Source organism: Rossellomorea sp. NRS-1567 (assembly GCF_050467885.1).
Taxonomy (GTDB): Bacteria; Bacillota; Bacilli; order Bacillales; family Bacillaceae_B; genus Rossellomorea; species Rossellomorea aquimaris_C.
Genome location: NZ_JBITPL010000002.1, coordinates 37,767 through 53,035, shown reverse-complemented (window position 1 = coordinate 53,035; position 15,269 = coordinate 37,767). Strand labels below are relative to the sequence as shown.

Here is a 15,269-nt window from a genome sequence, read left to right as displayed (position 1 = left end):
TCTTCTAAATGACCCTATCATTTATGTAGGGATTAATCATCTTGTTTATGTATGCTATAAATTATAAAGGATTCTTTCGTGTAAATAAAGTTTTTGAGAGAATCCTTCATTAAAACATTACAAAAATAGAGAAGAGGGACTGAACCAATGGAGACGAAAAAGCTCACTAGTGGCATCAGTCCCTTATTATTTGTGTAAACGTATGACAGTATAGCCGAATTGCATGTATTTTAGTAGTGTGACTGCTTAAGTTCGTCCGGCAGCATGAAATACTATGCAATCGTTTTTTTTCTAAGCAATTCTTTCCACTGTTTTAAAAGCTTCTTTCTGAGCTTTTTTAACATGGTGGATCACTCCTTATCAATAGTTTACCGAGATTTTCCTTTGAAGTAAAGGAAAGATAATACCGAAGTCTCTGTTGTCTTACTTATATTGTACGGAATTTATTGAATCTCTTACATGGTTAAGTTTGGTAAAAGGAAGCGTCTATACTCATTCATTGACATTTATGCCGCAAAGGATTACTTTAAACAACGGGTAAAACAGATGATCGATTACGTATGAAAAGGAGATCAGATATGTCTAAAATAGTTTTCTTCGATATAGATGGTACACTGCTTGACCACGATAAGAAGCTGCCTCAAGCAACGAAAGAAGCCATCCAAACATTACAATCCAACGGTACTTATGTAGCCATTGCAACTGGCAGGGCTCCATTCATGTATGAGAGCCTGAGGGAAGAATTAGGAATCGAGTCCTTTGTTTCCTTTAATGGGCAGTATGTGGTTTTTGAAAATGAGGTAATCTACACAAACCCATTAAAAATCGAAAAGTTAGAAGAGTTACTCGAGGATGCGTATACAAATGAGCATCCGGTGGTTCACTTAAATCATCAAACGATGAAGTCAAACCTGAAACATCATAAATATATAGAAGAGAGTATGGGAAGTTTGAAATTTCCACATCCCGATTATGCTCCGGATTTTTATAAGGATAGAGATATTTATCAATCCTTGTTATTTTGTACAAAGGAAGATGAGAGCTTTTACCGGGAGAAATACAATGACTTCACGTTCATACGCTGGCATCAATTTTCTATGGATATCCTGCCAAAAGGTGGTTCGAAAGCAGAAGGCATCAAAAAGATGATCGCGAAGCTCGGTTTTAAAATGGAAGATGTATATGCGTTTGGAGATGGATTAAATGATATTGAAATGATTCAATCCGTCGGTACCGGTGTTGCCATGGGGAATGCTGTGCAAGAAGTACAAAAACATGCAGATTTGATTACGAAACACGTCGATGACGATGGAATATATCATGGTTTGAAGGAACTTGAATTAATATAATGAATAACAAAAAAGACTTCTTCTGAAGACGGGAAGAAGTCTTTTTATATTATCTTTCTATGGCAATCGCATCCGGGATCGGCTCGAAAGGATTATTCGGATTGATATGGTCGTAGAACATGATCCCATTCAAATGATCGATTTCGTGTTGGAACACGATGGATGGGAGTCCCTTTAAACGCAGCTTCACTTCGTCTCCATCAACATCCCAGCCTTTAACCGTCACTCTGGCATAACGGGGAACAAATCCGGGGACATTTCGGTCTACTGACAAGCATCCTTCACCTGATGTTAAATAAGCTTTCTCGATTGAGTGGCTGATAATCTTCGGGTTAAATAGAGCATAGCTGTATAGTTTACCTTGATTGTCAGTCACATTCACAGCTAACATCCGCTTAGAAGTATTGATTTGAGGTGCAGCAAGACCAATCCCCGGTCTAAGCCCATACTTATTTGCCGTTTCAGGATTTTGGCTATTTACTACATACTCTAACAAGCTTCTTAATGTTTCCTGATCTTCTTGTGATGGCGGGATAGCCACTTCCTTTGCCACCATTGTTAATGTAGGGTGACCTTCACGGATGATGTCATTCATCGTAATCATTGATTTTCCTCCTCAGGTACGGTAGAGATATGAATGAAAAGGCGTAACATGTCTTTAAAGAACACTTACAGACAGGGCCGGATGATCAATCACTTCTCTACTTTATTCATTAAAATTATCTATTATGTATGATAATAGTCTATCATTTTACTCCGGAAAAGTTAATGAATGAGATTTATTATAAGGTGGAATACTCACCGAGTAAATGACATATTCATTTTAATAGGAAGAATAGGCTAATCGACATTTTTTTCCACAGTTGTAAATCCCTATTGTCAAATGTTGTAGACATAGATATAGTAGAAGGTGGTAAATAGTTAAGGGGGATCTAGTTGTGTCGAAATTTCGTTTTGCTTTCATTTTAGGAGCCGCTATCTTTGTACTAATGGGCTGTGTCGGTGGTTCTTCACCCGAAGAGAATATGTATAATGTTCTTGAAGAAACAGTATCTAAAGAAGGTCAATATGTTGAAGTTCAAAAACCTCTTCAAGAATTAGAAGAAAAAGAAAAAGAGATTTACACTAAGATTATGGATCTTGGGATGAAAGAGTTTGACCAAATTGTAAAGCTTTCCGATGAAGCTCTGGACAACATCAAAAAAAGAAAAGAATTCATCGATCAAGAACGTACGTCCATGAGTGAAGCCGAGGAAGAGTTTGCGAAAGCAGATGAATATGTTGATAAGTTAGAAAGCCAAGACCTTAAAAAGGAAGCAGAAAAGCTGAAAAAAACGATGGAAGAGCGTTATCAGCTTCATGAAAAGCTAACATCTTCTTATCTGGATGTTCTATCTCTGGATAAAGAACTTTATAATATGTTCAAAAAGAAAGAACTTACAATGGAAGAGCTTGAGAAACAAATTTCCTCTATTAATGACCAATATGAAAAAATAGTGAATTATAATGAGGACTATAATAAAAAGACAGAAGAATTCAATAATCTGAAACAAAAATTTTATTCGAGCGCCGGGCTTGATGTGAAAGATTCAGAATAAAGGATGATAAAAAGTGATGGACGAGGAAAACTTCCGCGTCCATCACTTTTTTTGTCTTTGGACGCCATAAGAATGATCTTCATTCCTAATAGGTCACAAGATCATCAGGGAAGATAGGAGATTAGGGGCATCCTTACTCTATAACAGATGAAGTTGTTTCAGGTGTTTATATATAACAGAGTTTGAATGAGTATTGATACAGTTTTGAAAATAATTGGTAGTGATAATTTTCGGGGTCAATTGGAAACAAGAATTAATAATACTTTGTCGTTGACTTCCTGAATTTCTATATTGTAAACTAGTAAAGGTATTCATGGATTGTATTAGTCATTGTGAAATTATGACTGATACAGATAAGCTCGAATGTAATTTCGGGTTTTCTTTCTTGGTATTTGTGGAAAACTAGTAATAGTGTGTATCCACAAGTATTGTAGTAGGTCATACTGAATTTGGGTAATCTAAACTTTGTATGTAAAAAACCAAAATAAATGTATAAAGAAAGGATAGGTGACTTCGATGGCTTCTAAATCAAAGAAGGCACAATTCGATGCAGTTAAGACGCTCGAACAAATTGAAGACAAGTTTGAAATGTTCCAAATTTTGAACGAAGAAGGCGAAGTAGTAAACGAAGACGCAATGCCGGAGATCTCTGATGAGGATCTGCAGGAATTAATGCGTCGTATGGTTTATACTCGTATTCTTGATCAAAGATCAATCTCCCTGAACCGTCAAGGACGTTTAGGTTTCTATGCACCAACAGCTGGACAGGAGGCATCACAAATTGCTTCTCACTTTGCTTTGGAGAAGGAAGATTGGATCCTGCCTGGATATCGTGATGTTCCACAAATCGTTTGGCACGGTCTTCCGTTAGCTCAAGCATTCTTATTCTCACGTGGACACTTTAAAGGGAATCAGCCTCCTGAAGGAGTGAATGTATTATCACCTCAAATCATCATCGGTGCTCAATACATCCAAACTGCCGGGGTGGCATTAGGTCTTAAGAAACGTGGTAAGAAAGCTGTTGCCGTTACATATACAGGTGACGGAGGATCTTCACAAGGTGATTTCTACGAAGGAATCAACTTTGCAGGTGCGTACGCAGCTCCAGCTATTTTCGTTGTTCAAAACAACCAGTTCGCAATCTCAACACCGCGTGATAAACAAACAGCCGGCCGTACAATTGCTCAAAAAGCGGTTGCTGCTGGTATCCCTGGTATATTAGTGGATGGAATGGATCCATTAGCCGTGTATTCAGCTACATTAGAGGCTCGTAATCGTGCTGTGAATGGTGAAGGTCCTTCATTGATCGAAACACTTTGCTACCGTTATGGACCACATACAATGGCTGGTGATGATCCAACTCGTTACCGTACTTCAGAAATGGATACAGACTGGGAAAAGAAAGATCCATTGGTGCGTTTCCGTAAATTCCTGGAAGGTAAAGGATTATGGAGTGAAGAGAAAGAAAACGAAGTGATCGAAGAAGCGAAAGAAGATATTAAACAAGCTATTAAAGAAGCAGATGGAACTCCTAAACAAAAAGTTACTGATTTCATTAACAATATGTATGAAGAGCTTCCTTACAACTTGAAAGAACAATTAGAAATCTACAAAGAAAAGGAGTCGAAATAAGCCATGGCGCAAATGACAATGATTCAAGCGATCACTGATGCACTGCGCACAGAGCTACGCAACAACGAAGACGTTTTAGTTTTTGGTGAGGACGTAGGTCTAAACGGTGGTGTATTCCGTGCAACGGAAGGACTTCAGAAAGAATTCGGTGAAGACCGTGTATTCGATACTCCACTAGCAGAATCAGGAATCGGTGGTTTAGCAATCGGTTTAGCATTAGAAGGGTACCGTCCAGTACCGGAAATCCAATTCTTCGGTTTCGTATATGAAGTAATGGATTCAGTAAGTGGACAAATGGCGCGTATGCGTTACCGTTCAGGTGGAACGTATACTTCTCCAATCACAATCCGTTCCCCATTCGGTGGTGGAGTACATACTCCAGAACTTCATGCGGACAGCTTAGAAGGATTGATGGCTCAGCAACCTGGTCTGAAAGTTGTTATTCCATCAACACCTTATGACGCTAAAGGTTTATTAATTTCATCCATTCGAGATAATGACCCTGTCATTTTCTTAGAACATATGAAATTATACCGTTCATTCCGTCAAGAGGTTCCAGAAGAGGAGTACACGATCGAACTTGGTAAAGCCGAGGTTAAACGTGAAGGTACAGACCTTTCCATCATCACTTACGGAGCTATGGTACACGAATCATTAAAAGCGGCTGAAGAGCTTGAAAAAGAAGGCCATTCAGTTGAAGTAATCGACTTACGTACAGTCAGCCCACTGGATATCGATACAATCATGGCATCTGTTGAAAAAACGAATCGTGCCATTGTTGTTCAAGAGGCTCAAAAACAAGCCGGTATTGCAGCGAACGTTGTTGCTGAGATCAATGACCGTGCAATTCTTAGCCTCGAAGCCCCGGTACTTCGTGTAGCGGCGCCTGATACAGTGTACTCTTTCTCCCAAGCGGAGCCAATCTGGTTACCAAACCACAAAGATGTTCTTGAAACGGCGAAAAAAGTACTTAACTTTTAATGGGTAAGGAGTATTTACGCTCCTCCTTAATATTTAAATGAAAACAGAAGGGTATTCCACCCTTCTCTTTTCCAATTATAGATATAAGAAAATTAGACAGAGATAATGTTTACATTCATCTATTTTTAATCATTATTCAATACAGGAGGTAGAATCCATGTCATTCGAATTCAAATTACCAGACATTGGTGAAGGTATTCATGAAGGTGAAATCGTAAAATGGTTTGTTAAGCCTGGCGATAAAGTTGAAGAAGACGATGTACTATGTGAAGTCCAAAATGATAAAGCAGTAGTAGAAATTCCATCTCCGGTAGCAGGAACAGTTGAAGAACTTCTTGTTGACGAAGGTACTGTAGCAGTAGTAGGTGATACACTGATTAAGTTCGATGCTCCTGGTTACGAAGATCTTCAGTTCAAAGGAGACGATGGAGAGAAGAAAGAAGCTCCTAAAGCTGACGAGAAAACAGAAGGTCAAGTTCAAGGAACCGCAGAACAAGGCGGGGATGTTAAGAAAGATGCGTCACCAGAAGCTGCCGAAGAGAAATCTGAAGGTGTAAATCAAAATGCTGACGCAGAAGTTGATCCTAATAAGCGTGTTATCGCTATGCCTTCCGTTCGTAAATATGCGAGAGAAAACGGTGTGGAAATTCGCCAAGTATCCGGTTCCGGTAAAAACGGACGTGTCGTTAAAGAAGATATCGATGCTTTCTTAAGCGGAGATTCTAAGCCGGCTGAAACTGCTGAAGAAGCGAAAACAGAAGAAAAAGCACCAGAAGCTGATTCTAAAGCGGCTGCACCAAAAGCTCCAGAGGGTGAATATCCTGAAACTCGTGAGAAAATGAGTGGTATGCGTAAAGCAATTGCCAAAGCAATGGTGAATTCTAAACATACAGCTCCTCACGTAACATTAATGGACGAAATCGATGTAACGAAACTTTGGGCTCACCGTAAGAAGTTCAAAGAAGTTGCAGCTGAAAAAGGTGTGAAATTAACGTTCTTACCTTACATCGTTAAAGCATTAACAAGTGCCTTACGTGAATACCCTGCACTAAACACATCCATTGATGATTCAACGAGCGAAATCGTTCAAAAACATTATTACAACATTGGTATCGCTGCAGATACTGACAAAGGTCTATTAGTACCTGTTGTGAAGAATGCTGATCGTAAATCTATGTTCTCAATTTCAAATGAAATTAACGAACTAGCTGGAAAAGCTCGTGATGGTAAACTTTCTGGTGATGAAATGAAAGGTGCTTCATGCACAATCACTAATATTGGTTCTGCCGGTGGACAATGGTTTACTCCGGTCATCAACCACCCAGAGGTTGCGATCCTTGGAGTTGGACGTATTGCAGAAAAACCTGTAGTTAAAAATGGTGAAATTGTAGCAGCACCTGTGTTAGCATTATCATTGAGCTTCGATCACCGTATGATCGACGGAGCTACTGCTCAACATGCACTTAACCATATCAAGCGTTTGTTGAACGATCCAGAATTATTATTAATGGAGGCGTAATACAATGGTAGTAGGAGATTTCCCAATTGAAACAGATACGATAGTAGTCGGTTCAGGTCCTGGAGGATATGTAGCTGCAATCCGTGCAGCACAACTGGGACAAAAAGTAACAATCATTGAAAAAGAAAATTTAGGTGGAGTATGCTTAAACGTTGGTTGTATCCCATCTAAAGCTTTGATCACAGCGGGTCACCGTTTTCACAATGCTCAACATTCTGATGACATGGGTATTGTTGCTGAAAACGTAAAAGTGAACTTTGATAAGGTTCAAGAGTGGAAAGCTGGCGTTGTTAAGAAATTAACTGGCGGTGTTGAAGGTCTTCTTAAAGGAAACAAAGCAGAAATCGTTCGTGGTGAAGCTTATCTTGTAGACGCTAATACACTTCGTGTGATGGATGATAACTCTGCCCAAACATACAAGTTCAACAACTTGATCCTTGCAACAGGTTCACGCCCAATTGAAATCCCAAGCTTCAAGTTCTCAAAACGCGTACTTGATTCTACAGGTGCTCTTGCATTAGAAGAGATCCCAAGCAAGCTTGTTGTAATCGGTGGAGGTTACATCGGAACTGAGCTTGGAACTGCTTACGCAAATCTTGGATCAGAAGTAACAATTTTAGAAGGTGCTGACGATATTCTTAGCGGATTCGAAAAGCAAATGACAGCAATTGTGAAAAAAGATCTTAAGAAAAAAGGCGTAGAGGTTGTTACCAAGGCCATGGCTAAAGGCGTTGAAGAAAGTGACAGCGGCGTTGTCGTTAAATATGAAGTAAAAGGCGAGGAAAAATCTGTTGAAGCTGATTACGTTCTAGTAACGGTAGGTCGTCGCCCGAATACGGATGAAATCGGTCTTGAAGAAGTAGGAATCGAGATGACGGACCGCGGAGTTGTCAAAATTGATAAGCAATGCCGCACGAACATCCCGAACATCTTCGCGATCGGTGACATCGTAGATGGACCACCACTTGCTCACAAAGCTTCTTATGAAGGTAAAATTGCTGCTGAAGTCATCTCTGGTGAACCAGCAGAAATCGACTACCTTGGTATTCCAGCTGTGTGCTTCACAGATCCGGAATTAGCTACAGTAGGTTATTCTGAAGCTCAAGCGAAAGAAGAAGGCATCGAAGTAATCGCTGCTAAATTCCCATTCGCGGCTAATGGCCGTGCATTGGCACTTAATGCTACAGATGGTTTCATGAAGCTTGTAACTCGTAAAGAAGACGGTTTAATTATCGGAGCACAAATTGTTGGTGCAGGAGCATCAGACATGATTGCTGAACTTGGACTTGCTATTGAATCCGGTATGACAGCTGAAGACGTTGCAATGACTATTCATGCTCACCCAACACTAGGTGAGATTTCCATGGAAGCAGCAGAAGTTGCTATGGGAAGCCCGATTCACATCGTAAAATAATATAAGTTAATTAAGGAGTATCCCGGTTTGCCAGGATACTCCTTTTACTATTTGGTGCTATTAAAAAAAAGGGATTGAAGCGTTTTTTGCTTCAATCCCTTTTTTTACGAAAATTATTGCTCCCAACTTTCGATTGCACTTGAAACGGGTTTTATAATGTCTTCTTTAGTAATATCGCCTTCCACTTTACATATGATCTGATTGTTTTCTACCACAACGATTGCCGGTGAAGCAGGGGGAGAATCTGCTATTTTATTGGGTGCTTCGTTATTAAGGCTCACTACCTTTAAACGTTTAAGGCTATCAGGGTACTGTTTTTTCAGCTCAATGATTGCATCGTAGTAGGGTATTTCTTTAGAAACGTTTCGTTCATCGGTAAAAAAGATAACCTGTTTTTCTATAAACTGATCTTCTGCTAAAACAACTTTGTTCGAAGAAATATAATCACATGAAGTCAAAAACAACATCGTGGAAATGATTAGTATTGCTAAAGCGAGTATATGTTTCATACATCATCCTCTTTTCTTAAACGATGCTATGAACTTTGGATTTGTAAATAAATGACTTTTGTACTGATCTTCAGTCACATTTTATCATATGAAAAATCATAAAAGGGTCAAGTCATTGAAATGTTACATAATTGAAAAGACATACATAATGAAAGTAATCTTAAAAGAATATACTATAATAATACGATGATCGAAGGCTGCTCCTTGCCTTTATCAAATAATCTTTAGGTTTCAATCCATGAATCGGGGTAAATAAAAAGAAGGAAGCTTAAAATAAATCATTTAAAGGATGTAATGAACATGAAATCGTATATTGCTTTTTTGGTACAAATGATTTTATGGAGTGTTTTTTATATAGCTGAATGGATGTCCGATAAGGATCATTTAGAATATAAGTGGATCATGTTTGTTATATTTTTTTACTTGGCGTTTATTGCTGCGAAGAAAATCGTTCAGTCAAGAAAGCTGACCTTGTTTATTACGTCGTTCAGTTTAACATGCTTTTTTGCCTTCAAAGTAGTATTTGAAAATATACTGGAAATATTTTAATTCTTTCCCAGATTCACTTAAGAATATGTTAAAATATTCAAAGTGAATACGGAAAGGTGATAGACATGAAAAAGATTTTAGCAACTGGATTAACTCTACTACTATTAACAGCATGCTCGAGTGAAGCAACAACCACCAATGAAGAAGCCAAGAAGCCTGAACAGTCTGAAGTGGATAAAGAAAACAAGAAGACAAGTGAGGGTACCGCTTCACCAAAAAATGATACTGAGCAAGAAGAAACATCTGAGCCATCAGAAGAGGCAGTTCAATCAAAGGACTATACGATCAATGAAAACAATTGGAGCATTAATCCTATAGGTGATGCAAATCCAAAAGTGGTCCTCCTTACGATCGATGATGCACCGGATCAACATGCCTTACAGATGGCAAATGATCTCAAAGCACTGAATGCTCCGGCTATCTTCTTTGTTAATGGTCATTTTCTTGATACACCAGAAGAAAAAGAGACTTTAAAAAAGATTCATGATATGGGATTTGCGATTGGTAATCACACATTTAGTCACAGCAGTCTGAAAGAAATCTCTCCTGAAAAACAAAAAGAAGAAATTGTGTCACTGAATGATCTTATTGAATCCATCATTGGGGAACGACCTAAATTCTTCAGGGCTCCATTTGGTCAGAATACTGACTATAGCCGACAAATTGCAGCAGAAGAAAAGATGTCACTAATGAACTGGACATATGGATATGATTGGGAAAAGCAATATCAGAACAAAGAAGCAATCACCGATATTATGGTTAACAGCCCTTACCTGAATGATGGGGCAAACCTGCTCATGCATGATCGCACGTGGACGAGCGAGGGTTTATCCGATATTGTAAAGGGCCTGCGGGATAAGGGGTATGAAACTTTGGATCCAAATAGAATCAAGACCGTTGAATAATGCTAATAAACTGCGTGAAAGAAGCCTTCTTTCGCGCAGTTTTTTTTATTTGCTCTTCACCATCCAAAGGCTGTTGAGCAAAAAAATCAATTAAAAATCAGGTATGTTAATGAAAACACTTACATATAGTTTAATGTTTAATAGTATGATTGATTAAGAGGATAAAAAGTTAAATATGTTATACAAATTAGGCTTGATATTTTAAATGTGTTATATTATTATAGAAACAGATAAGATAAAGCGTTTACAAAAAACAACGTGAAGGAGAGGAAAAAAGATGGGAACAATTGTATGTCAATCATGCCTTAACACTATCGATCACTATGAGGATGAGAAGGTTTCTGTTTTATTCTCTAACTGCTGTGATTGCAACGACGATAAAGAATTAGACGACTGATACCTACCTGCCAAGGGGAGCAGGGAGTGTAAGTATCTTAAAGGGGTTCTTATAAATAAAAGGATGAAGAAGGGTGGGGCCTTCTTCATCCTTTTTTTGTTACCTGATCGCTCTATGCTCTTTAATGACTCTCAAGTGACGTAAATCATAATCTTCAGGTCCCTGTACAGGAAGACCTGCTTCTATATTGGTTTTAATATAGTTGATGTTTTCCTGTGTGATGATTTCACCAGGAATGAAAATCGGAATTCCCGGAGGATAAACCATAATGAATTCAGCGATTGTCCTCCCGACGGATTCATCAATCGGAATGACCTCCGTATCTGCGTAAAAAGCATCCCGGGGAGTAATGGAGAGAACAGGTATATCAGGGAGCATGACTTTAACAGGTATCATTTCTCCCTGTTTCTTGAGACTCGTCACAAGCTCTTTTAAAGCCATGACCAACTGATTTCCCTCAACCTCGGTGTCACCAGGAGTGATGATGCAAAGGATGTTATAAAGATCAGACATCTCAACCTCAATGTTATGAGCTTCCCGAAGCCACTTCTCAGCATCAAATCCACTGATCCCTAAATCTTTCACAGACACAATCAACTTTGTTGGATCGTAGGCATAGGTGGCTTTCGTTCCAAGGATCTCTTCTCCTACACAGTATAAACCGCCAATTTCGTTGATCTGTCTTCTTATATCCTGTGACAGTTCAATCGTCTTGGTGATGAGCTCACGACCTTCAGTTGCAAGACGTTTTCTGGCAACATCGAGGGAAGCCAGTAATAAGTAGGAAGTCGAAGTGGTCGTCAACATACTTAAAATCGTTTGTACCCGTTTCGATGAAACAAGTCCTTCTTTCATATTAAGGACTGAGCTCTGAGTCATAGAACCGCCAAGTTTGTGTACGCTGGTAGCCGCTAAATCTGCACCTGCCTGCATTGCTGAAAGGGGGAGCTCGTCATGGAAATGTATATGAACGCCATGAGCTTCATCCACAAGTACTGGAACATTATACGAGTGAGCGATTTCTACAATCTTTTTGAGATCTGCAGAAATTCCGAAATAAGTTGGATTGATGACCAGAACACCTTTGGCATCCGGATTTTGTTCCAATGCTTTTGCTACGGCATCTGTTGTGATTCCGTGAGAGATTCCCAGGTCTTCATCAATATCCGGGTGGATAAAGATCGGTGTGGCTCCTGAGAATACAATGGCGGACATAACGGATTTATGGACGTTCCTGGGAACGATGATCTTGTCTCCGGGCCCACATACACTCATGACCATTGTCATGATGGCACCACTCGTTCCTTGTACAGAGAAAAAGGTATGATCGGCACCAAACGCTTCGGCTGCAAGGTCCTGAGCTTTTTTTATCATCCCCTTAGGCTGATGTAAATCATCTAAAGGACCAATGTTAATCAAATCGATGGAAAGGGCATTTACTCCAATAAAATCCTTAAACTCAGGATCCATACCTGCACCTTTTTTATGACCGGGAATGTGAAATTGGACGGGATTTTTTTTACTATGTTCAATTAAGCCGGAAAATAACGGCGTTTCATTCTGAGACAATTCATTCAACACCTCTTTATATTCTTAATAGCAATTTTAATAGCCACGCTAAAGTTATTATTATATAGGATCTTGCTCATGATTTCATAACTTTTCTCACTATATTTTCAACAAACAAATGAATTATAGCACTTAAGAAAATCTTTGCATAGTGGCATGTGCCCATCCATTGTTATTTTATTTTTTACCGCCATTGATCATATATTACTGTCTTTCAGTAACTCTTTTTTATTATGGTCCCATCAAGAAAAGGATTTTCCCTCCTTTACCGAGAATAGTTCAGTGAATGGAGGGATTCAATTGAATTGGAATACGAGGGTAACAGAGTTATTAAACATTCAATATCCAATTATACAAGGAGGGCTTGCACATCTGGCGTATGCAGAGCTGGCAGCGGCGGTGTCGAATGCGGGTGGTCTTGGCCAGATCACTGCCATGTCTTTAGACAATCCTGAACAGTTACGAGAAGAAATTCTAAAGGTAAGGTCATTAACAGATCAACCTTTCGGGGTGAACTTTGCCATAGGTCAAAATGGACGCCCCTTTAGCGAGTTTGTTGACGTTGCCATTGAAGAGAAGGTGCCGGTCGTTTCCGTTACAGGAGGGAACCCGACTCCCCTGTTTCAGCAACTCCAGGGAATGGACATAGTTAAGCTTGTATTGGTCGCCTCGAAAAGACAGGCAATCAAAGCGGAAGAGCTGGGTGCGGATGCAGTGATGGTTGTTGGTCAAGAAGGAGGAGGTCACCTGGGGAAAGATGATATTGGTACATTCGTCTTGATTCCCGGAGTGGTGGATGCCGTTTCCATTCCGGTCATTGCTTCCGGAGGCGTTGGAGACGGAAGGGGATTGATGGCTGCTCTCAGCTTTGGTGCAGAGGGAGTTGAGATGGGTACGAGATTTATTGCTACAAAGGAATGTGTACATGCTTCTGAAGTTTATAAGCGTACCTTGATTGAAGGGGACGAGAATGGTACAGTAGTCATCAAACGATCTTTGGGGGCACCGGCAAGGGCCATTTCAAACTCTTGGACCAAACAGATACTGGCTGCTGAAACATCGAACGCTGGCTATGAAGGATTAAAAGCATACATAAGCGGTGAAGCCAATAAACGATTCATTTACGATGGGGAAGTAGACGGAGGGTTTGCGTGGGCAGGACAAGTGATGGGGTTGATCAATGACGTCCCATCGGTTAAAGATCTCATTCAACGAATGATCTCTCAAGCAGAGGGCATCCGGAAGAAATGGAATTAATACATCATCATTCAAGGAGTTGTTGTAAACAATGGAATATCAATATCCTTTTGATATAGACTGGTCAACAGAAGAAGTCATCGACGTTATTGCCTTTTTCGAAGCAATCGAGAAAGCTTATGAAAAAGGTGTCTCTAGAGATGACCTTATGAATCGGTATAAGCGTTTTAAAGAAATCGTCCCCGGTAAAGCAGATGAAAAGAGAATATGCAATGAATTTGAAGAATCCAGTGGCTATTCCTCCTATCGTGTGGTAAAGAAGATGAAGGAGCTTCAGGAGTCTGACAAAATTTCAATGAACTAAACCAATAGAACGACTGCCATTTTTGGCAGTCGTTCTTTCTGCATTTTTCCCAACGGTGATATGGTTTAGTTCATTTTATAAAGGGGTAAAAGTGTTTCAAAGGCACTGTTAACTTCTTGGATAAATTCATCACCATTCAGCTTGACAGCTATATCCCGGTCCAGATGAAGTCCGCATAGAAGCTCAGCTTTTTTAACATTCTGTACTCTTTCACTTAAAGCGATGAATTCATCTTGTGACATGGAAGAAAAAGTAGTGGCATCCGGCTTTGTATGATCTCCGGACCAAACAAAGTGACCTGGAATCATTGATCTTATCTTAACTGCATTTTCTTCAACTTTTTTACCGAATTCAACTTTATTTGGAGCTTCATAGATCATAGCGAACCAGATAAAAACATGGGTTTCCCATAAACCTATCTGAAAATGTGGATGTTTTTTATAACCCCGTTTATTGTTCGCGAACGCAACCCAGGTATCATCAGGAGGGTTAACCGATCGACGTGCATGTTTAGCCACATGATAAAACATCTCCGTTCCTGTTAAGGCGCTTAAAGTGGGTGCGAAATGATCGCCTAAATAATCAAGTTTAGGTCTGATCTGTTCTTGGATGGCAGTCATTCGATCTTCTAACCCATTAATCGTGAAAACTTGGAAATCTTCTTGTGTGAAACCATTAAATTTCATGTTGTATCCTCCTTATAACCACCAATATCTTAACATAATGAGGTACAAGCTTGTAGTGAATTGATTTATCTATGGGTGACTGCACATTTTAGTTACAAGATTGGATGATACTTCATAACATGTAGTAAATATTATCAGAACAATCAGATAAATTGAAAACTCGGAAGGGGTGTATGGCCATGAAACAAGTAATGAACACTTCTAAAAAACGTGATGTCCAGCAGCAAAGAATGAATGTATTAAGACTTGAAATGGATTATGAATTAGCTGTATTGTTCGAAGCAATTCAAATGAAGAATAAAGAAACCCAGACCAAGTCCAAACAGAAACTCATGAGTATTCGGGAAGAACTAATGAAAATGAAGGCCTTATAAAGCTTTAATCCTTTCTAGTGGGTATAAAGTATATTGTCAAAATTCAACTGTTGAACGGCGAGCTCATAGGCATAGAGAGTTCGCTTTTTTGTGGGTATTAATAAAGCCCTGTGATTATGATCAGTCTAATACTGCAGTAGACGACAAGGTGAATAACTTGAAACAGCCTTTAATTTCCATTAAGCTATTTAGCTAAGGGAGTAGTAGTATATTTCGGCTCTTGTTT

Annotated in this window: 16 protein-coding genes; 12 read left to right on the top strand and 4 right to left on the bottom strand. The window is 39.3% G+C overall.

Features of this window, described 5'->3' with window-relative positions:
• The first annotated feature begins 578 nt into the window (after positions 1 to 578).
• On the top strand, positions 579 to 1,349 hold the full coding sequence (locus ACIFOD_RS01945) for a Cof-type HAD-IIB family hydrolase (RefSeq protein ID WP_430313278.1): 771 nt from the start codon (positions 579 to 581) through the stop codon (positions 1,347 to 1,349).
• Positions 1,350 to 1,398: 49 nt separating this feature from the next.
• Here ACIFOD_RS01945 and def read toward each other — a convergent pair whose 3' ends face one another.
• Positions 1,399 to 1,953, bottom strand: a complete 555-nt coding sequence (gene def / locus ACIFOD_RS01940; protein ID WP_430313277.1) for a peptide deformylase — start codon at positions 1,951 to 1,953, stop codon at positions 1,399 to 1,401.
• 334 nt (positions 1,954 to 2,287) lie between these two features.
• Here def and ACIFOD_RS01935 point away from each other — a divergent pair, with 334 nt between their 5' ends.
• From ACIFOD_RS01935 to lpdA, 5 genes are all read left to right on the top strand, one after another.
• A complete protein-coding gene (locus ACIFOD_RS01935; RefSeq protein WP_397553887.1) occupies positions 2,288 to 2,947 on the top strand; it encodes a YkyA family protein in 660 nt (219 codons plus the stop codon).
• Between the two features lie 516 nt (positions 2,948 to 3,463).
• On the top strand, positions 3,464 to 4,579 hold the full coding sequence (gene pdhA / locus ACIFOD_RS01930) for a pyruvate dehydrogenase (acetyl-transferring) E1 component subunit alpha (protein WP_044337545.1): 1,116 nt from the start codon (positions 3,464 to 3,466) through the stop codon (positions 4,577 to 4,579).
• A 3-nt stretch (positions 4,580 to 4,582) separates the two neighbouring features.
• Complete coding sequence (locus ACIFOD_RS01925) at positions 4,583 to 5,560, top strand: alpha-ketoacid dehydrogenase subunit beta (RefSeq protein ID WP_113968371.1); 978 nt, start codon at positions 4,583 to 4,585, stop codon at positions 5,558 to 5,560.
• Positions 5,561 to 5,717: 157 nt separating this feature from the next.
• Positions 5,718 to 7,079 (top strand): dihydrolipoamide acetyltransferase family protein, encoded by a 1,362-nt coding sequence (locus ACIFOD_RS01920; RefSeq protein ID WP_430313276.1) that lies wholly within the window; start codon positions 5,718 to 5,720, stop codon positions 7,077 to 7,079.
• 4 nt (positions 7,080 to 7,083) lie between these two features.
• Positions 7,084 to 8,493, top strand: a complete 1,410-nt coding sequence (gene lpdA, locus ACIFOD_RS01915; protein WP_113968369.1) for a dihydrolipoyl dehydrogenase — start codon at positions 7,084 to 7,086, stop codon at positions 8,491 to 8,493.
• Between the two features lie 113 nt (positions 8,494 to 8,606).
• On the opposite strand, the gene ACIFOD_RS01910 is transcribed toward lpdA, so the two are convergent.
• Positions 8,607 to 9,002, bottom strand: a complete 396-nt coding sequence (locus tag ACIFOD_RS01910) for a hypothetical protein (protein ID WP_430313275.1) — start codon at positions 9,000 to 9,002, stop codon at positions 8,607 to 8,609.
• Between the two features lie 300 nt (positions 9,003 to 9,302).
• On the opposite strand from ACIFOD_RS01910, the gene ACIFOD_RS01905 reads away from it, so the two are divergent.
• From ACIFOD_RS01905 to ACIFOD_RS01895, 3 genes are all read left to right on the top strand, one after another.
• Positions 9,303 to 9,551, top strand: a complete 249-nt coding sequence (locus ACIFOD_RS01905) for a hypothetical protein (protein WP_397553890.1) — start codon at positions 9,303 to 9,305, stop codon at positions 9,549 to 9,551.
• A 65-nt stretch (positions 9,552 to 9,616) separates the two neighbouring features.
• Positions 9,617 to 10,456: a polysaccharide deacetylase family protein gene (locus ACIFOD_RS01900; RefSeq protein WP_430313274.1), complete on the top strand. Its 840-nt coding sequence runs from the start codon at positions 9,617 to 9,619 to the stop codon at positions 10,454 to 10,456.
• Positions 10,457 to 10,733: 277 nt separating this feature from the next.
• A complete protein-coding gene (locus tag ACIFOD_RS01895) occupies positions 10,734 to 10,853 on the top strand; it encodes a GapA-binding peptide SR1P (RefSeq protein WP_148968604.1) in 120 nt (39 codons plus the stop codon).
• 99 nt (positions 10,854 to 10,952) lie between these two features.
• On the opposite strand, the gene ACIFOD_RS01890 is transcribed toward ACIFOD_RS01895, so the two are convergent.
• Positions 10,953 to 12,422 (bottom strand): aminotransferase class I/II-fold pyridoxal phosphate-dependent enzyme, encoded by a 1,470-nt coding sequence (locus tag ACIFOD_RS01890; protein ID WP_430313273.1) that lies wholly within the window; start codon positions 12,420 to 12,422, stop codon positions 10,953 to 10,955.
• Between the two features lie 300 nt (positions 12,423 to 12,722).
• Between ACIFOD_RS01890 and ACIFOD_RS01885 the strand changes: the two genes are divergently transcribed.
• Positions 12,723 to 13,679 carry an NAD(P)H-dependent flavin oxidoreductase gene (locus ACIFOD_RS01885; RefSeq protein ID WP_430313272.1) on the top strand — a complete coding sequence of 319 codons (957 nt, stop codon included), beginning with the start codon at positions 12,723 to 12,725 and terminating at the stop codon, positions 13,677 to 13,679.
• 31 nt (positions 13,680 to 13,710) lie between these two features.
• Positions 13,711 to 13,983 (top strand): UPF0223 family protein, encoded by a 273-nt coding sequence (locus ACIFOD_RS01880; protein WP_113968362.1) that lies wholly within the window; start codon positions 13,711 to 13,713, stop codon positions 13,981 to 13,983.
• Positions 13,984 to 14,048: 65 nt separating this feature from the next.
• Here ACIFOD_RS01880 and ACIFOD_RS01875 read toward each other — a convergent pair whose 3' ends face one another.
• Positions 14,049 to 14,669, bottom strand: coding sequence for a YktB family protein (locus tag ACIFOD_RS01875; RefSeq protein WP_430313271.1), 621 nt, complete (start codon positions 14,667 to 14,669; stop codon positions 14,049 to 14,051).
• A 179-nt stretch (positions 14,670 to 14,848) separates the two neighbouring features.
• Here ACIFOD_RS01875 and ACIFOD_RS01870 point away from each other — a divergent pair, with 179 nt between their 5' ends.
• Positions 14,849 to 15,043 (top strand): hypothetical protein, encoded by a 195-nt coding sequence (locus tag ACIFOD_RS01870; protein ID WP_113968360.1) that lies wholly within the window; start codon positions 14,849 to 14,851, stop codon positions 15,041 to 15,043.
• Positions 15,044 to 15,269: the final 226 nt, after the last annotated feature.